At 42.3% G+C, this 18,657-nt stretch carries 20 protein-coding genes; 4 read left to right on the top strand and 16 right to left on the bottom strand.

Translation table 11 applies throughout. The features are described from left to right. The first annotated feature begins 23 nt into the window (after positions 1 to 23). The 3 genes from M9R32_RS08575 to M9R32_RS08565 all read left to right on the top strand — a co-directional run bounded on the left by M9R32_RS08575 (position 24) and on the right by M9R32_RS08565 (position 4,670). Positions 24 to 1,574, top strand: a complete 1,551-nt coding sequence (locus M9R32_RS08575; RefSeq protein ID WP_269926322.1) for an SWIM zinc finger family protein — start codon at positions 24 to 26, stop codon at positions 1,572 to 1,574. After that, entirely contained in the window at positions 1,571 to 4,303 is a 2,733-nt protein-coding gene (locus tag M9R32_RS08570; RefSeq protein WP_269926321.1) for a DEAD/DEAH box helicase, read from the top strand. Before M9R32_RS08575 ends, M9R32_RS08570 begins: the two co-directional genes overlap by 4 nt. 118 nt (positions 4,304 to 4,421) lie before the next feature. After that, positions 4,422 to 4,670 carry a cytoplasmic protein gene (locus tag M9R32_RS08565; protein WP_418936240.1) on the top strand — a complete coding sequence of 83 codons (249 nt, stop codon included), beginning with the start codon at positions 4,422 to 4,424 and terminating at the stop codon, positions 4,668 to 4,670. A gap of 77 nt (positions 4,671 to 4,747) precedes the next feature. Here M9R32_RS08565 and M9R32_RS08560 read toward each other — a convergent pair whose 3' ends face one another. Then, on the bottom strand, positions 4,748 to 4,954 hold the full coding sequence (locus tag M9R32_RS08560; protein WP_269926320.1) for a hypothetical protein: 207 nt from the start codon (positions 4,952 to 4,954) through the stop codon (positions 4,748 to 4,750). 15 nt (positions 4,955 to 4,969) lie between these two features. Then, positions 4,970 to 5,389, bottom strand: a complete 420-nt coding sequence (locus M9R32_RS08555) for a single-stranded DNA-binding protein (RefSeq protein WP_269926319.1) — start codon at positions 5,387 to 5,389, stop codon at positions 4,970 to 4,972. A gap of 263 nt (positions 5,390 to 5,652) precedes the next feature. Between M9R32_RS08555 and M9R32_RS08550 the strand changes: the two genes are divergently transcribed. Continuing rightward, complete coding sequence (locus M9R32_RS08550) at positions 5,653 to 6,090, top strand: YwpF family protein (RefSeq protein ID WP_269926318.1); 438 nt, start codon at positions 5,653 to 5,655, stop codon at positions 6,088 to 6,090. A 161-nt stretch (positions 6,091 to 6,251) separates the two neighbouring features. Here M9R32_RS08550 and M9R32_RS08545 read toward each other — a convergent pair whose 3' ends face one another. The 14 genes from M9R32_RS08545 to atpA form a co-directional block, all read right to left on the bottom strand. Further along, on the bottom strand, positions 6,252 to 6,560 hold the full coding sequence (locus M9R32_RS08545) for a hypothetical protein (protein ID WP_269926317.1): 309 nt from the start codon (positions 6,558 to 6,560) through the stop codon (positions 6,252 to 6,254). A gap of 84 nt (positions 6,561 to 6,644) precedes the next feature. Next, positions 6,645 to 7,031, bottom strand: coding sequence for a hypothetical protein (locus M9R32_RS08540; protein WP_269926316.1), 387 nt, complete (start codon positions 7,029 to 7,031; stop codon positions 6,645 to 6,647). Positions 7,032 to 7,125: 94 nt separating this feature from the next. Further along, on the bottom strand, positions 7,126 to 7,569 hold the full coding sequence (fabZ, locus tag M9R32_RS08535) for a 3-hydroxyacyl-ACP dehydratase FabZ (protein WP_269926315.1): 444 nt from the start codon (positions 7,567 to 7,569) through the stop codon (positions 7,126 to 7,128). Positions 7,570 to 7,727: 158 nt separating this feature from the next. Then, complete coding sequence (locus M9R32_RS08530; RefSeq protein WP_269926314.1) at positions 7,728 to 8,027, bottom strand: DNA-directed RNA polymerase subunit beta; 300 nt, start codon at positions 8,025 to 8,027, stop codon at positions 7,728 to 7,730. Positions 8,028 to 8,077: 50 nt separating this feature from the next. Beyond that, positions 8,078 to 9,073, bottom strand: coding sequence for a rod shape-determining protein (mreB, locus tag M9R32_RS08525; RefSeq protein WP_269926313.1), 996 nt, complete (start codon positions 9,071 to 9,073; stop codon positions 8,078 to 8,080). 337 nt (positions 9,074 to 9,410) lie between these two features. After that, a complete protein-coding gene (locus tag M9R32_RS08520) occupies positions 9,411 to 9,683 on the bottom strand; it encodes a sporulation transcriptional regulator SpoIIID (RefSeq protein WP_269926312.1) in 273 nt (90 codons plus the stop codon). A gap of 55 nt (positions 9,684 to 9,738) precedes the next feature. Beyond that, entirely contained in the window at positions 9,739 to 10,398 is a 660-nt protein-coding gene (locus M9R32_RS08515) for a M23 family metallopeptidase (protein WP_269926311.1), read from the bottom strand. A 35-nt stretch (positions 10,399 to 10,433) separates the two neighbouring features. Continuing rightward, a complete protein-coding gene (gene spoIID / locus M9R32_RS08510; protein ID WP_269926310.1) occupies positions 10,434 to 11,405 on the bottom strand; it encodes a stage II sporulation protein D in 972 nt (323 codons plus the stop codon). 652 nt (positions 11,406 to 12,057) lie between these two features. Next, positions 12,058 to 13,359: a UDP-N-acetylglucosamine 1-carboxyvinyltransferase gene (murA, locus tag M9R32_RS08505; protein ID WP_269926309.1), complete on the bottom strand. Its 1,302-nt coding sequence runs from the start codon at positions 13,357 to 13,359 to the stop codon at positions 12,058 to 12,060. Between the two features lie 373 nt (positions 13,360 to 13,732). Continuing rightward, the gene (locus M9R32_RS08500) at positions 13,733 to 13,969 is read right to left on the bottom strand and encodes a DUF1146 family protein (RefSeq protein WP_269926308.1); all 237 of its coding nucleotides are present in this window, start codon (positions 13,967 to 13,969) and stop codon (positions 13,733 to 13,735) included. A gap of 396 nt (positions 13,970 to 14,365) precedes the next feature. After that, complete coding sequence (locus tag M9R32_RS08495; protein ID WP_269926307.1) at positions 14,366 to 14,773, bottom strand: F0F1 ATP synthase subunit epsilon; 408 nt, start codon at positions 14,771 to 14,773, stop codon at positions 14,366 to 14,368. 24 nt (positions 14,774 to 14,797) lie between these two features. Further along, positions 14,798 to 16,213 (bottom strand): F0F1 ATP synthase subunit beta, encoded by a 1,416-nt coding sequence (atpD, locus tag M9R32_RS08490; protein ID WP_269926306.1) that lies wholly within the window; start codon positions 16,211 to 16,213, stop codon positions 14,798 to 14,800. Between the two features lie 30 nt (positions 16,214 to 16,243). Continuing rightward, positions 16,244 to 17,101 carry an ATP synthase F1 subunit gamma gene (gene atpG / locus M9R32_RS08485; protein ID WP_269926305.1) on the bottom strand — a complete coding sequence of 286 codons (858 nt, stop codon included), beginning with the start codon at positions 17,099 to 17,101 and terminating at the stop codon, positions 16,244 to 16,246. A 42-nt stretch (positions 17,102 to 17,143) separates the two neighbouring features. Next, a complete protein-coding gene (atpA, locus tag M9R32_RS08480) occupies positions 17,144 to 18,652 on the bottom strand; it encodes a F0F1 ATP synthase subunit alpha (RefSeq protein WP_269926304.1) in 1,509 nt (502 codons plus the stop codon). Positions 18,653 to 18,657: the final 5 nt, after the last annotated feature.

Below are 18,657 nucleotides of genomic sequence, written 5' to 3'. Positions count from 1 at the left end.
GATTTTTTTTGGAGATGTTGTTGTTGAGCCATTCTTTATTTAATATTGCCGTACGTTACCAAACCCGTGTCCAGCAATGGATGGAGTCGATTGCGGAAGACTTGCACCCTTCTCATCAAGAGGATGAGGAGCTGGTCCGACGTGCCTCTTTTTCCGTTCGCAATGGCGCGGTACGTGCGCTTTCATATGATCCGTACGAACATATACTCGAAGCCAAAGTGCAAGATGTAAGTCCTGCCATCGTGTCGATTCATTTAGTAGAAGAGCAAATCACATGCTCCTGTCCGGAAAAACGTCTATGCCGTCATTGCTTAGCCGTTGTCTTCAGTTTATATATGCAAAAGTTTTCTTTATCCGAGTGGCTCCAGGAATGGCGCCTGAAAAAGTCGGAACAGCTTTCGTTGCTTGCTAATGAACGTACACCAGAAAGCTGGAACGCGATTGTTCAATCGACATTCAATGCTGTTTCGGGTGATTGGTCTTGGAAAGAACGCTACTATATCGACAACTCAATTAACCAAATGAAACAAAAATTGAAGAAGTTCATGCCGTTTGAACGTGAATGGCAGCCTCTTTACGAGGTATATACCAAAACGATGTTGCTGCGTATGTTGTTTGATGTCAGCGAAGATATGAATGAAAATTTGTTCCGCGCCACGATTCAGACGGATATTGAAGATATACAGCATCAGCTGTTGAATCTGTCGAGCAAACCCCGTTTGTTCTCAGCTGATCCATTTTATGATGCACTCGTGATGCATGTCCGTCACATCGCTTATGAACTGGAAACCATGGCGGATCTTCGTTTTAATTTGTTCCATGCCTATTGGGTAATTTTACTGACAGAAAAAGCCCGTCGTGAACAAGAGTTTGCTTATTTAAACGATAGCAAAAATCTTAATCATGATTTATTCCGGGCATTGTTCTGTTTGTTGTTAAAAAAACCGGACGAATTAAAAGTGATTACGGATCGCATTCTCCCAAGCGATATGCCGGAATGGATGCATTTGGCGAAGCTTGCGAAAGAACAGGATGATCTGGCGTCGTTGACGATTATTTTGCATGCCATGCGACCGCATATTTTTGAATATGTGAACAGTCATCTCTCTGCATGGAATCGCTCTGTCTTCGTATCCAAGTTATATGCATTGTATAAATTCATCGAAATGCCCGATGCTGAGCGTGAGCAGTTATTCTGGCAATTTGGTTCATTTGGCGTTCGCGCTTATTCCGATTTCCTGATTGATCAACAGCGTTATCAAGATTGGGTGGCACTGCATCACCGATTTGGGTCAACGCTTGATTATGCGGAATCTTGTGGCTTGAAGACGGTTCTTCAGGAAGCGCCTGAAACCGTGCTGCCGCTTTATCATGTACTTGCTTTGACAGAAGTGAGAGAGCGCAATCGCCATAACTATAAACAAGCCGTACGCATTTGGAAAAAGATGAAATCAGCTGCGAAGAAAAGTGGAAAAACCGAATACTGGAACAATTATGTCAGCGAACTCCAAGCGAAATACCGACGCTTACGAGCGCTCCAAGAAGAGATACAGAAAGGAAACTTGCCTTTATGACTTCCCGTGTATCGCCTTTTATGAAAAATTTAATACTGTCATTCGATTCAATGGATGATGGATTTACAACCGTGCATGCCTACAATGATGAAGGCATGCGTTTATTTACTGAGCAATGGATTTCATTTCTTTCCTTTCAACATGAACCGTCTTTTTACGGTTTGCATCATGATGAAGAAACTCGTTTTTCAACACTGGAATTAGTCGAACTGTTTTCACCGCTCGTTAAACATCCGTACGTGCACGTAAGCGGGTATGCGCAGGAAGATGAGTCGACAATTACAACGATCCAACAAGCGGCTGACTTATGGAGTGCGCCTACACTTTGGAACGATATTGAATTCGAAGAAGGTTCTCTTGTCCTGACAACAGAAGAAGTGACACCAGATGCAAAAGTGATGCTGACGTCCGCGATTCAACAGAAACTGTACGGAGCAGGTCTAACGATGGCGGATATCCCAACACTTCTCCCCTTCTTCAAACAAGGTGGCTGGCCGTTGCAAGCTCAAAGCGGACATACGGATGTCAACGTGGCACTTCGTCTTAGTGAACCTGAATCATTTTCGGATGAATGGCTTCTTGAAACAGTCGTTCGTGGCAAGAAAAGTTCCGTGCACTGGACGCCCGCTTTTCGTAAGAAAGAATCTCCGATCGCAGATGCATTGCCTGATAAGTGGAAAATCCACGCACCTTATGTGTATGAAACACAAGCCAATATGCTGGAATTGATGAATATTGAAGCGGATACAGATCGATTTTTATCTCGCACGTTAAGTGATCTGGATGTTCGACACTTTTTGCGTGATGATGCAGCCCGTTTGCAAGCGCTTGGTTTTGAAGTGATTTTGCCAGGTTGGTTGAAAGCTGTAAAAGAATCGAAACTTCGCGTTAAGTCGAATGCTAAGACCGCTTCCTTTAAAACGACAGCCGGACTCAATGAAATTCTGACTTTCGACTGGCATTTCTCGTTAAATGGCCAAGCCATCACGGAAGATCAATTCAAACAAATGGTAGAAGAAAATCGTGAGTATATCCGTGCCGGCAACGAGTGGTTTCGCATTGATTCACACTGGATGCATGAAATCCGCCAGTTGATGGAACAAACCGAATCGGAAGACTGGACCGTAAAAGAATTACTTTTCCGCGAACTGCCAGATGCGTTAGTGCTTGATGAAGACAACTTGGAAGAAGAGGAAGATCCATTATTCCAGTTCGAACTGAATCAATCCCTTCAAAAGTATTTGGAACAGTTACAGGATAAAAAAGGCTTACCGACAACGAATGTGTCTCCGCACTTATTAACGGAACTACGACCTTACCAACAACAAGGCTTTGACTGGCTTGTCTTCATGCGTGAACAAGGATTCGGCGTTTGTTTAGCGGATGATATGGGTCTTGGGAAAACGGTTCAGCTTATTGCGTATTTGCTCCATGTCCATCGCACGAAGCAAACCGATAAGCCTTCGTTTATCATTTGCCCCACTTCCGTTTTAGGAAACTGGCAGAAAGAGCTTGCTCGATTTGCGCCAGACTTGGATGTTCATGTGCATTACGGCCAGACGCGTTCGAAAGATGAATCAATGGCAAGTGAACTTATATCCATGAAACCGGATGTCGTGTTGACAACGTTCGGAACGGCTTCTCAGGATGCTGAAGCGTTAAGTGAAATCGAGTGGGCCAGTGTGACTTTGGATGAAGCACAGAACATCAAAAACATGCACACGAAGCAAAGTCGTGCCATCCGCAAATTACGCGGTGAACATCATCTGGCACTGACAGGAACACCTGTTGAAAACCGTCTGTCTGAGCTATGGGCTATTTTTGATTTCATATATAAAGGTTATTTAGGTAGCTTCCGTAAATTCCAGGAAAACTTTATTGCTCCAATCGAGCGGGATGAATCGGAAAATCATAAACAAAAACTGCGAAACAAAATCCGTCCCTTCTTACTGAGACGGACAAAGCAGGATCCGGACTTGTTGTTGAATTTGCCGGACAAACAAGAACAGCGTGAGTACTGCCCGTTGACGACGGAGCAAGCAGCACTCTATGAAAGCTTGATTCAAGAAACGCTGTTTAAACTTGAAACACTGACCGGTTTTGAGAAAAAAGGTCTGATTTTAAAAATGTTGAGCAAGCTGAAGCAATTGTGTAATCACCCAGCCCTTTATCTGAAAGAGGGGTTTGGTGAAGCGGAGTATATGATGGAGCGTTCTGAGAAGCTCGCTCAAATCGTGACGCTCGCTGCTGAAATTGCCGAACGTGGTGAGCAATGCCTCATTTTCACTCAGTACATCGGGATGGGACATCTGTTGCAGCATTGCTTAAGCGAACTGCACGACATCGATCCACCGTTTTTAACAGGTAGTATGCCAAAAGCACAGCGTGACCGTTTGGTTGAAGCTTTCCAGGAAAAAGAGTTCCCGGTATTCATTCTGTCACTGAAGGCTGGTGGAACAGGTCTTAACTTAACAGCTGCCAATCATGTATTGCATGCCGATCGCTGGTGGAATCCAGCAGTTGAAAATCAAGCAACCGACCGTGCATACCGCATTGGCCAAACACGTTTTGTCCATGTGCATAAGTTCGTGACAATTGGAACGATTGAGGAGAAAATCGACAAATTACTTGCCGATAAACAAGCCTTATCGGAAGACTTAATTCAATCGAGCCAGTGGATTACTGAACTTGCTGATGATGATTTGAAAGAACTGCTTACATTAGGTTAATAGCGATGCCTGTCGGATTTCCGGCAGGTGTTTTTTAATCGTTCTTAGAATGATTATCATGGACTGCATACGTGCCTGTCGTTTAAGTAAGATAAATCAATTCTTAGGGGGTATTTAATTGACACAAGATAAATTTAGAGCAGCCCATAAAAAAAGCAGTATGCATCGCAATGAATTAGAAGATAGCCAATTATGCGGTTGTTTCTACTGCCTTCAGACATTCCCTCCATCGAAAATAGAGGAATGGGTAGATAACGAACAAACCGCTCTTTGTCCCGAATGTGGAATCGACTCTGTGATCGGAGACAAGTCAAACTACCCTATTACCAAAGAGTTTTTACAAGGTATGAACAAAATTTGGTTCTAAATGTTGGAACAATTCTATGTACAAGACCGGCCGTGCTTCACGCGGCCGGTTTCCTCTCTTGTCAGTCGTGAATCATCTTATTTGCCCACTATGCGTAGTGCGGGTTCGGTCAATCTGTGTTCGAGCACTTGGATACGCTCATTCAAATTCGCGATCATACGAATCATTTGTTCCATATGTAGTTCCATTCGAATGAGATGATCAGTTGTTGCAGCTTTCATATTGGGTGAATTCCTTTCTCTTGGATTTGAGAAATCTTGTGTACTAGCCAACGGTGCGGTCAACCGTGGAAATCCTAGTTACACAATCGGCAATTCTTTGTGCTCTTCCTCAGAGAAAATGAAGTCTCGTTTTGCTTGCGATTCCTTTTTCATATGAGGGATTTCAGAAGTTTCTCCTGCTTTCGGTTTCGTCTGTAAAAACTGAACTTCTTCAACGATTACTTCTGTGACGAAGATGCGATTCCCATCTTCTTTTTGGTAGGATCTCGAGTGGATATGTCCACTGATTCCTACGAGCGAGCCTTTTCCACAATACTTTACGGTGTGTTCAGCAAGTTTCCCCCATACCGTGCACAACACAAAATCGGCATCTTCCGCTTTTGCATTTTTGTAGGTACGTTGTACAGCCAGTACGAAACTTGCTTGCACCCTGCCTTCAGACAAATGCCGGAGTACCGGATCCTTTGTCATACGCCCAATCATCCCAATTTGATTCATTTATTCACCTCCTTCCCGCTTCTTGAATTTATTGTACAAAGCACATCTAATTGTGTGCAAAGTGCCAAAAATTCATTTTGCCCCATTTACTGCGTGGCAAAATTCAATTTTGCTAGTTCCACATATTAACAAAGTGCATTTGAATCCACGTGGCTCTAAGGTTAATGAGTTTCGTCAAAATTCGATTTTGGCTAGTTTCCTAAGATTTTTAAAGTCTATGATATAATAGAGTCAATGAACTTTGCGGAAAGGCTGTGAGCTTATTGAAAACCTTTAAAATGTTATCCATGACATTGGTTCAAGGGGACCAAACCATCTCGATTCCACTTGTGGATGGCATCATCATCAATCAAGAAAACAGCCACCGATCGTGGATATTGGAAATGTATGTCGATAAAAAAGACAGTACTTTTTTTGAGCAATATAAAGGTTCCGGTGAAATAATCGAAGTGAAAGTTGTCATTTCATATCCTGAAAATGAACCTGCAAGCTTTGAAGTAGCGGTATATGCTGTCAAAGAAATCGGGGATTATGTTTCGGTATTATTCCAAGGAACTTTAAAACGAGTTCGCCGTCAGTATGCAGAACAATTGCTGGCAGAGCTGATTGCGAGTGGGTTATCCGGTGATGCCCTTGTCGCTCGTTTCGAAGAAGACATGCAAAAAAGACCACAACTTAAAAAAGACTCGGCTAAAGTTTAATTTAGCCGAGTCTTTTTGTATTGTTTTCAGCAAGCCCAGATTTACGTCTTAGCGTCAGAAACTCAATCATTTTTTTGATTCATTTCTTTTTGGAAAGACCACTGGACAAGCTGTGAAGAACATTTCACCATTAAGCTTCAGAAAAGCACTATCTTACATCATTATTTGTCTTTGTCATCCGCATCACGTGCATCCATGTCGTCTTCAAGAATTTCTTCTTCTTCTGTATTCGGGTCTTGCATCATGTCTTTATCTTCAGCTTGGTTTGTGTCTTCTTGTGTCGGATCCACTTTGTTTTCACCTTCTGTACCAGGCACTAAATCTTGGTTATCCTCACGCACGTCTTCTGCGTCGTTCTCTACGTCATTTTCCATTGGGGTTTCGTTACCTGGAATGTCGTCATTATTCATGTTACAGCCGACAAGTAAGAGTGCACTCATCCCAAATACCATTGAAGCTTTTTTCCACATAAAAAATTCCCTCCTTTCCGGCATTGTTCACCACACATTGTGTGATTCACTGTAGGTTGCCCGGGAAAGGAAGGAACTATCCGACTATGCGTTTTGTTTTTCTTTTAAAATGGATTCGACGTATGCCGCTTCCGCTTTACACGCATAATCATAATGAGTGTCCAGCTGTTCTTGCATCATTTCAATTTTTGCAACATGTTCTTCAGACGGTGGCTCATTCAAAGTTTTCTCAATGACTTGATTCATTTTTTTGGCAACTTCTTCATGAAATGCAGGGTCTTGTTTGCATTCCTCAGATACTTTGTCTGTCCATGAAGCACTTTCACTTATATATATACGCCATGCTTGAATGAAGTCTTCCATTTTAAATCGATTTTCAGACCATTCAATTGAGGCCATATAATTTTCGAAAACGGTTTTGATGGAACGTGTAATGCTACTTTTTACACCGGTTGGTAATTCTTTATACATGAAGCATAAACCTCCTACTGAAAAGGCTACACCGTCTAGTTCATTATTCCCTCAGACGATTAGCATTAAACTACGTGCTCTTGCTAAATTCAGATTATTCTTTCTCTACAACTGGTCCGAGTGCAAATAAAATATCTGTTTCGCAAGCGATTTCTCCGTCTACTGTCGCAATAGCATGACCTTTGCCCATTGCTCCACGAAGTTTTACGAATTCCACTTCCAAGCGAAGCTGATCGCCAGGAACGACTTGACGTTTGAAACGGCAGTTATCAACACCTGTCAAAAATGCCAGACGTCCTTTGTTTTCTTCTTTGTTCAATAACGCTACGCCGCCTACTTGTGCCAACGCTTCGATAATTAGCACACCTGGCATTACAGGATATCCCGGGAAATGCCCATTGAAGAAATCTTCATTGATTGAAACGTTTTTCAAACCAACTGCACGTTTTCCGTCCTCAATTTCAGTGATTCGATCGACCAGTAAGAATGGGTAACGATGTGGTAAAATCGCTTGAATTTGTTGAGCTGATAGTGTCAATGTAGTACCTCCATTAGAAAAGCGTAAAGCGCCACTCTCGCTCGACTCCCTCGTTGAAAAAACAAATCAAAAAGCTCTTCTCGAATTGTTTTGGTGGAGGTGCGAGCTGGCGCTTGGAGCTAGACAGTATTTTTATTGAAAATCGTATAAGAGTTCGATTATGACTCTTTACCGTTGAGTAAATCTAATATGTGTTGCCATGTTTCCCATTTCAAGGCATCTTTAGGTTCCCCGTCACCGATGTAACCATAGCCAATCGTTAATCCTGCTGCAATTGCAGCAACGACAAGAGCTAATACCAAAACAATGCGAAGCCAAATCGGGAAAAGACGGATTTGAACCCACCACGTTTTCTTTTGATCTTTAGCTTCGGCTTTTTCAGCTTTATGCTGTTTTCGGTTTGAAGCAACAGGTTTATTCACCTGCTGTTGTTGTTCTTCTTTCACTTCATTCGTCATTCGCCGTTCTCCTTATCGTCCATCAATTGTGCATGTCTATTTGTTGGATTTTACAGTCGAGTGGATGCTTTGCCAATATTATTAAGCAAAATGCCTGTTCCGATTGCTACACAATCCATTGGGTTGTCGGCAATTAATACCGGAACCTTCAATTCCTGTGCAAGTAAGAAATCAATACCATGCATCAATGCGCCGCCACCTGTTAAAATCACGCCACGGTCAATAATGTCTGCAGATAATTCAGGAGGTGTTTTTTCCAGAACGTTTTTCGAAGCCTGCACGATCATGGCAATCGATTCTCTTAAACATCTTTCAATTTCATCAGAATGGATGACAATGGTGCGTGGTAGACCTGTTACCATGTCACGACCACGGATTTCCATTTCTTCATTGCGTCCACCTGCAAAAACTGTACCGATTCTGATTTTAATATCTTCAGAGGTACGCTCACCAATCAATAGTTTATATTGACGTTTTATGTATTGTAAAATGTCATTATCAAATACATCGCCAGCTACTTTAATCGATTCGGACGTTACAATGTCACCCATCGAAAGTACGGCGATATCTGTTGTGCCCCCACCAATGTCAACGACCATATTGCCGCTTGGTTGGAAAATATCCATCCCCGCTCCAATCGCTGCCACTTTAGGTTCTTCTTCAAGAAACACTTTTTTGCCACCTGATTTCTCTGCCGCTTCACGAATTGCTTTTTGTTCCACACTCGTGATATTTGTCGGACAACAGATTAAGATACGTGGCTTTGATAAAAATCCTTTAACATCCAATTTATTAATAAAGTGTTTTAGCATGGCTTCAGTCACATCAAAATCAGCAATTACTCCATCCTTCAATGGACGAATTGCCACGATATTCCCTGGAGTACGCCCTACCATTTGACGTGCTTCTTCACCAACTGCCAAAACGCGTTTCGTTTTGCGATCCATAGCTACAACTGACGGTTCGTTTAATACAATCCCTTTGCCTTTCACATGTATTAAAACGTTCGCCGTTCCAAGGTCAATTCCAATATCTTTAGCAAACATGAACCTTGTTTCCCCTTCCTACAATTCCCATAATAGTTGACGATCTCTATCTTTGTCTCTACTAACTGACTATTCTATCATAGAGAGCAAATAATTACATCTTTTTTCAGTAAATAGTCCCGTGCTTGAGATGTGGTTTTTAGCATGAATAAGTGAGGCGCAAATAGCTTTCGATACTGAGTTGCGCGATGGAGATGACTCTCAGTTGTAAAATTTGGGGGTCACGTAGGAAAAAACGGGGTTGACGTAGGAAAATTTGGGGGTCACGTAGGAAAAATCGAGGGTCACGTAGGAATCACACTCACTATAAAGAAAAAACGTCATGACGAGTGTGTCGTCATGACGTTTCTTCCGTGTGTTCTTCTTTTAGTTTCCACATTTGTTTCGTTGCTTCCCCGCCCCGAATATGTCGGATCGACTTATGATAGGCAAGGATTTCACTAACTTCTCTGGCCAGTGCTTCATTTACTAGTTTTAAACGTTCTGTTAAATCTTTGTGCACCGTGCTCTTCGAGTAGCCCGTTTTCTTTGCAACCGCGCGTACCGTTAAGCCCGTTTCCTGCACCATGACGCCAAGCTCTAGGCAACGTTTCCGGATCTGTTCGTGCAAGACCGCATCCTTCCGTACCGAACGTTTCCTATACCGTATGCCTTAAAGTTGGGAATTAGAACGCCAAATAGTTACGTGGATTTACTGCTTCTCCATTTTCGTACACTTCAAACTGTAAATGAACGCCAGCTGTTGGGTTGAATTCATTTTCAGTTGCAGTTGCCATCGCCTGACCTTGTTTTACATGGTCGCCGACTTTAACTAAAATTTCTTTTACTGAACGATATTGAGTAATTAGGCCGTCTTCATGTTCAAGGACGATTTCGTCTCCAAGGAATGGATCCAGATTTACTTCTTTTACAGTTCCACTCATTGCTGCAAAAACTTCAAACGGTTCGCCTTCAACTGAAATGGTAACACCAGTACTTGTTTCATAAGTTTGGTTGAATACAAGAAGAGAATTTTCTTGTGATTCTTCCGTAGCTGTTGGATCATAGAAATCTTGTAGAATGGTCATTTGATCAAGCGCCGCTTCATCGAATGGGAATTTCATGTTCTCTTTTTGAGACGTTACTGCAACTTCTTCCGGAGCTCCATTGGCATCCGTACGTGGACCATCCGCAACATCACTGTCAGAGCCAATAAACGCATTGTACCCCCAGATCATGCCGACAAATAATAGCGAAAATCCTACGTAAATCGCCGGCCATAGCCACGTTTGTTTTTTACTTGATTTTTTTGGTAGAGAAGGATTGTTAGATTTTTCCTCTCGCATATTCATCACCTCTTGATGCTAGTGTTGTCAGCGATTCAAGGTTTTAAACATGCGGAATGAATAGATTGGAAATTTTTTATTTCTGTCTTCGGATAGTAGTGTTTCAAGATCTCCTCCACCTTACTCCCTTCCTGTGCCATGGCGTTTGCACCGTATTGACTCATCCCGACTCCATGCCCGAATCCTTTCGTAGATACGGTGATGAGATTTGGATTGGATGCGTCGATTTCAAAGTCCGTGGAGGGGAGGCCTAAAATATCCCGTATTTCACGGCCTGTCCATTCATGCTGGGTGGTCGTCATTTGTTTAACTCGCTGTGATTCATTAGGCGTCAGCACCAGTGTCTTGAAGTGATCGGCAGTCCAAGTGAAGCCGAACGCATCATTCCATTCCTTCAGTGTGAACGTTTTCGTGTTGAAGAACTTCGGGGATATGGTATCCCCCAGGCTATCCGTTGTTACTAAATAAGGAATTTCGTTCCCGCTATATCCTTCTGCGCTTTCCGTTTTTCCATTGCTTGTAGAAAAAAACATGGCTGTGATGAGTTCATTATTATAGGTAAGGACTTGTGAGGCTGTTTCTGTAATTGCTTGTGCGATGTTTGGAGGGGATATGCGTTCGCTTTGAGAAATGAACGCCTGGTGTGAAGTAGTAGGTTTAATAGAAGTTGTTCCGAAATTTGTTGTTTTAAGTGCGTATGTGCGTGCTGCAATGGCTTGCGCTTTTAAGGCCTCTAGCTGGAACGTAGCCGGCATTTCTGCCTGAACCACACCTTTGACATAGTCTTCTAACGGAAACGGCTCAGCATGCCCTTCCACGCGAATCAGTATAGGTTCACATGCCGCTTCAATGCCGGTTGGCGTTGCTGACTCTTGCCCGTGTTGCGGTAACTTCTCAATCAGTTGCAGTGGCAGGAGGAATAAACAGAGACAGGCAATTACAATGGCTAAGTATCTCATGGTCGAATATATGAAGAGAGAGTAAAGAATATGATTTTTGGAGCGCATTAGAATTTATCTAGATTTGCCTGGGTGTTATCTAGATTTCATCTTTCAATTCGTTTTTCTAAATAGCAGCGCAGCGGAAACTAACCAATTAGAACTGGGAGTAATTGAGCGAGAGTAGAACGTGATAAATGAGAAATAAACGTAGTTCCAACGGGAATAAACTTCTTCCAAAGCAGCGTAGCGGAAACGAACTAATTAGCCCCCTCTTACTTCGTGTTTGGGGTATTTTTGTGAGAGACTCTGGGTAAACGGGAACAACTACAGCTTGGCAGTACAAACGAGTAAATTAAGTCTCTTTGATGTGGCACTTTTTCAGACGTCAACCGCGTTTTTCAGACGTGATGCTCCATTTTTCAGACGTCAACTTCATTTTTTCAGATGTGAAGAGCTAAAAGTCAGACTGAGCGACCACTCAAAAGGCTTGAAGTAATAAATTAATTTAAGAAGGGGTACTACTTCCTACACAGAGCTCAGCGGAAAATGATCTTGAATTTCATCAATGAATAGGAACATTTCATAACCAACTTGAATAAACTAACAATCCCCCTGATCAGCCTCGTTTGGATTGAATTTTAATCTAAAAATTCCCCACAAAAAAACCGACATCTTGGGTATAAGATGTCGGTTTTTGGAATATGATAGGATAAGAGAATTAAACTGTTTGTTGCATCACTTTTTCATCAGATGATTCAGATGAAACGCGTTCAATGTCTGCTCCAAGTGCTTGTAATTTTAAGTGGAAGTTCACGTAGCCACGATCAAGGTGGTAAAGTTCAGTAACGCGTGTTACACCTTCTGAAGCTAAACCAGCTAAGATTAATGCTGCAGCTGCACGTAAGTCAGTTGCTGCTACTTCAGCACCTTGTAAATCAGATGGTCCTTGCATAATCACTGAGCGACCTTCGATTTTCACGTTACCATTCATGCGACGGAATTCTTCTACGTGCATGAAGCGGTTTTCAAATACTGTTTCAGTAAGCATGCCAGTTCCTGTTGCCGTTAACATTAATGCCATCATTTGCGATTGCATATCAGTCGGGAAACCTGGATGTGGCATAGTTTTGATGTCCACTGATTTCAATGTTCCAGTTGCACGGATACGAAGTCCGTCCACTTCTTCATTGATTTGAACACCCATTTCTTCCATTTTGGAAATCAACGCTGCCATATGTTCAGGAACAGCGTTTTCGATTGTCACATCACCTTTAGTGATAGCAGCTGCTACCATAAATGTGCCTGCTTCAATACGGTCCGGGATGATGTGGTGAAGTGTTCCTTCTAATTCCTCAACGCCCTCGATACGAATCGTGTCAGTTCCAGCTCCGATAACACGTCCACCCATCTCGTTGATGAAGTTCGCCAAATCAACAATCTCAGGCTCTTTAGCTGCATTTTCAAGAATAGTCGTACCTTCTGCCAATGCCGCAGCCGTCATGATGTTTTCAGTCGCTCCAACACTTGGAACGTCCATGTAAATTTTAGCGCCTTTTAAGCGACCATTTGTTTTTGCTTCAACAAATCCGTGTCCAAATGAAATTTCAGCACCCATTGCTTCGAAGCCTTTTAAATGTTGATCAATTGGACGTGAACCGATTGCACAGCCTCCTGGAAGTGCTACACGAGCAAAGCCGTTACGAGCTAAGATTGGCCCCATAACTAAGATGGATGCACGCATTTTACGAACGTATTCGAATTGAGCTTCACTTGATAAAGTAGCTGAAGAATCGATGATGACTTCGTTTTGTTTCGGGTAGTATTGAACAGTTGCACCTAAACTTTTTAACACTTCATTAATTGTGTAAACATCTGCTAAGTTCGCTACGTCACGAATGATGTTTTTCCCTTTTGACGCTAAAAGAGCTGCTGCTAAAACCGGTAATACCGCATTTTTTGCACCCTCTACTCTTACTTTACCTGTTAACTTATGGCCGCCTCTTACAATAATTTTATCCAATGTTGACCCTCCATGTTTTATATATTGATTTTCTCTATGTGTCGATTAAACTCGTATGATGTCATTAATTAGGAATAAAAACATTTCTCATGTTACAGTCATTTACTCTATAAAACAAGTATCCATTCCCTCATTTTTTAAAAACTTTTTGACAAGTAACTGTCTTATATGATACGTAAGTCACGAGTCCTTTGTGTCGGTCATTTACGAAACTCTTTTAAACTCTTTTTTGGTAAGTTATTCTACCTACTAATTCCCTAGTTAAGTAGGTTTAAACCATTCTTCGACAATTTATTTCCCGGGTAATAATACGTTCTCTCCATGGCCATAGCTACGAATCCTAATTCATCTTTATGGACATAAAGAGGACACATTAAGAAAAGAGGAATGGCAGCTGTTTCGACCAATTCGACATGTTCAGAAAGAAGTTCGACACGGATGATCCGATGGCAATGCTCAATAAAATGTATAACAGTTGTACTTGAAATACATGCTGCTTTTTGACAACTTTCTCGATCATAACTGCACGAAGTGCGAAAAACGTAATACCGATAAAAAACACATGCGATAAAATGCCAAGAATCGCTTGCTGTCCAATTTGTGTATACATAGTGATTGCTCCTTTTTGGTTTAAGAAGTGGTTATACAAAGTAAGGAAATACTTTTATTAAAAATCATTGTTGGGTCATTTCATTCACGCTCGAATCATGTTGAATACAATGAATACTCGATATTGAATGCCTAATTCCAGATAAGCAGTAGTCATTTATAGATATCGCACGGTGAAATCTAGATATCGTCACAAGAGGAAATCCAGATATCCTACCGACACCATGATAATCACGTGCAAACCGCTTACATCCTCAGTCCATTCCTCGACACCTTATTGCGAAATGTAGATAACCTCAATCTAATCCTCAATAACGACGTACGAATTAAGATCTCTTCACAAATCCATAAAAAAACGAGTCGAGGAGAATACTACTCCTCGACTCGCCATCTTTTATTAGATGTTACCCTCATTAACGTTGATACGATTCATTGCGCGTTTCAATGATAGTTCCGCACGTTTGAAATCGACGTCGTCTTGTTTTGATAAGTTCAGACGTTCTTCAGCACGTTTCATTGCTTCTTTCGCACGATTGATATCAATTGTGCTAGAAAGTTCAGCTGATGGAGCCAGAATGGATACTTGGTCAGGTCGGACTTCCAGGAAACCGCCGCTTACAGCAACGATATCTGTTGTTCCTTCTTTTTTCAAACGAATGGCACCCACAGTTAGTGGGGCAACCATTGGAATGTGTCCAGGTAAAATACCGATTTCACCAGTTGATGTGTTGGCAATGACCATGTTGACTTCAGAATCGTATACCGGGCCGTCGGGAGTGACAATATTGACTTTGATGGTCTTCATTTTTTCCCCTCCTGGTCCCTGTTATTAAACTTCAACGCCCATGCTTTTCGCTTTTTCAATAACCTCTTCGATGCGACCAACTAAACGGAATGCATCTTCAGGTAGGTGATCATATTTACCATCAAGAATTTGTTTGAATCCTTGAACAGTTTCTTTAACTGGTACGTATGAACCTTTTTGGCCAGTGAATTGCTCAGCTACATGGAAGTTTTGAGATAAGTAGAACTGAATACGACGAGCACGGTTAACCGTTAACTTGTCATCATCAGATAACTCATCCATACCAAGAATCGCGATGATATCTTGAAGTTCTTTGTAGCGTTGAAGTGTTGATTGTACTTGACGAGCTACAGAGTAGTGCTCTTCGCCAACGATTTCAGGTGACAATGCACGAGAAGTTGAAGCCAAAGGATCTACCGCAGGGTAAATACCCATCTCAGAAAGTTTACGTTCTAAGTTTGTAGTTGCATCTAAGTGAGCGAATGTTGTTGCTGGAGCTGGATCCGTATAGTCATCGGCAGGTACGTAAATCGCTTGAATCGAAGTTACAGAACCTGTGTTAGTTGACGTGATACGCTCTTGCAATTGACCCATTTCTGTAGCAAGTGTTGGTTGGTAACCAACGGCTGAAGGCATACGGCCTAGTAGGGCTGATACTTCAGAACCTGCTTGTGTGAAACGGAAGATATTATCGATGAACAATAGTACGTCTGCACCTTGCTCATCACGGAAATACTCAGCCATTGTCAAACCAGTCAAGGCAACACGCATACGTGCACCAGGCGGCTCGTTCATTTGACCGAATACCATTGCTGTTTTCTTGATTACGCCAGAATCGCTCATCTCGTGGAATAAGTCATTTCCTTCACGCGTACGCTCTCCAACACCTGCGAATACTGAGATACCGCCGTGCTCTTGTGCGATGTTATTGATTAATTCTTGGATTAAAACGGTTTTACCTACACCGGCACCACCGAATAGACCGATTTTACCACCTTTGATGTAAGGAGCAAGTAAGTCTACTACTTTAATTCCTGTTTCAAGAATTTCAACTTCTGTTGAAAGGTGTTCGAACGTTGGTGCTAGACGGTGGATCGGGTCACGGCGTAATTCAGCCGGGATTTCTTCACCTAAGTCGATTACTTCACCAAGTACGTTGAATACACGACCTAATGTGATGTCACCAACTGGAACGGTAATTGCCGAACCAGCGTCTGTAACTTCCGCACCACGCTTCAAGCCATCTGTAGATGACATAGCTACTGTACGGACAGAGTCGTCACCAAGGTGTAACGCAACTTCAAGAGTTAACGTTGTTGGCTCTTGGCTTGGACGTTCGATCGTAACTGTCAATGCATTGTAGATTGCTGGTAATTGGCCGTTATCAAACTTAACGTCGACAACGGGACCCATTACTTGAAGAACGTGTCCTTTGTTCATACTTGTTCCCTCCTGTCCTACTTACTACTTCTATTCTAGAGCCGCTACGCCGCCGACGATTTCCGTGATTTCTTGGGTAATCGCAGCTTGACGTGCACGGTTAAATTGTAATGTTAATGAGCTAATCAATTCACTTGCGTTATCGGTTGCGCTCTTCATTGCTGTCATACGTGCAGCATGTTCACTTGCTTTGCCGTCTAGTAAAGCACCATAGATCAAGCTTTCCGCATATTGTGGAAGCAACACTTCAAGAATCGCTTCGCCTGATGGCTCGAATTCATATGAAGCAGTTGTACTTGATGTAGCGATGTCCGTTAACGGTAGCACCTTTTTCTCTGTAACGTCTTGTTGAATGGCGCTAACAAAATGGTTGTAGTACATATAAAGTTCATCATATGTACCTTCTGTGAACATACCAACAGCCTTGCGCGCAATTTCTTTAATATCAGCAAATGATGGTTGGTCAGGCAAGCCGACTGTACTCTCAATTACTGTAATGCCGCGTTTCGTGAAGAAATCACGACCGATACGTCCAACTGCAAAGACTACAAACTGATCATTTGATGTGTGACGGGCATTGATTGCATTCGTTACAGCACGTAAAACGTTACTGTTGTATGCACCTGCAAGTCCACGATCAGCAGTGATGACAAGGTAAGCAGTTTTCGCTACAGGACGTGAAGTCAACATTGGATGTCCACTGTCTTGCGTACCTGATGCGATTGCGCCTACGACTTCTTGAATTTTCGCCATGTACGGAACGAATGATTTCGCATTCAATTCTGCACGGTTCAATTTGGAAGCCGACACCATTTGCATCGCTTTTGTAATTTGGCTCGTTTTCTTTGTCGATGTAATACGGCTTTTTATGTCGCGTAATGATGCCACTGGTATTTCACCACCTTATCGTTTTTTATTCATCCAAAAAGATTACTCTGATTTTGCAAATGTCTTTTTAAACGCTGAGATCGCGTTTACTAAGTCTTCGTCAGCAGGAAGATCTTTTGTTGTACGGATGTGATCTAAAACGTTTGTGTGGTTTGAATCTAACCAGAAGTGGAATTCGTTCTCGAAACGAACGATATCTTGTACTGGAATATCATCTAAGTGACCACGTGTTAGAGCGTAAAGAATAACAACTTGTTTTTCTACCTTAAGTGGTTTGTTCAAGTCTTGTTTCAATACTTCTACCGTACGTGCACCACGGTTTAATTTACCTTGTGTAATTTTATCAAGGTCAGATCCGAATTGAGCGAATGCTTCAAGCTCACGGAATGCAGCTAAGTCAAGACGTAGTGTACCCGCAACTTTTTTCATTGCTTTAATTTGAGCTGAACCACCAACACGTGATACTGAAAGACCCGCGTTGATTGCTGGACGAACACCTGAGAAGAATAGGTCAGATTGTAAGAAGATCTGGCCATCCGTAATCGAAATTACGTTTGTTGGAATGTAAGCAGAGATATCTCCAGCTTGTGTTTCAACGAATGGAAGAGCTGTAATTGACCCAGCACCAAGTGTTTCATTCAACTTAGCAGCACGCTCTAATAAACGGCTGTGTAGGTAGAATACATCCCCTGGATATGCTTCACGACCCGGAGGACGACGAAGTAATAATGAAAGTTCGCGGTAAGCAGCAGCTTGTTTAGATAAATCATCATAAACAATCAGTACGTGCTTGCCGTCAAACATGAATTCTTCACCCATTGTGATACCTGTATATGGAGCCAAGAATAATAGTGGAGCTGGTTGAGATGCTGATGCCGTAACAACGATTGTGTAATCAAGAGCGCCGTTTTTACGAAGCGTTTCAACTACGTTACGTACAGTCGATTCTTTTTGACCGATTGCTACGTAAATACAAATCATGTTTTGGTCAGCTTGGTTAAGGATTGTATCGATCGCAACAGATGTTTTACCTGTTTGACGGTCACCGATGATTAACTCACGTTGACCACGGCCGATCGGTACTAATGCGTCAATCGCTTTGATACCTGTTTGCAATGGCTCATGAACCGATTTACGGGCCATAACGCCTTGCGCTGGGCTTTCGATTGGACGTGTTTTTGTTGTGTTGATTGGGCCTAAGCCATCAACTGGTTGTCCAAGTGGATTGACTACACGGCCAATCAATTCTGGTCCAACTGGTACTTCCATAATACGGCCTGTACGACGTACTTCATCGCCTTCTTTGATATCTGCATATGGTCCTAGAATTACGATACCTACGTTGTTCGCTTCTAAGTTTTGTGCCATACCCATAACACCAGTAGAGAATTCTAATAACTCTCCAGCCATGACGTTGTCGAGACCATGAGCACGAGCGATACCGTCACCAATTTGGATAACTGTACCCACATCGCTAACTTTCATCTCAGATTGATAATTTTCAATCTGCTGTTTAATCAAGACACTGATTTCTTCAGCTTTGATGCTCATGTATG

It is taken from the genome of Paenisporosarcina quisquiliarum, from assembly GCF_027563315.1.
GTDB classification, from domain to species: Bacteria; Bacillota; Bacilli; order Bacillales_A; family Planococcaceae; genus Paenisporosarcina; species Paenisporosarcina quisquiliarum.
This window is presented reverse-complemented; position numbering and strand designations above follow the sequence as displayed.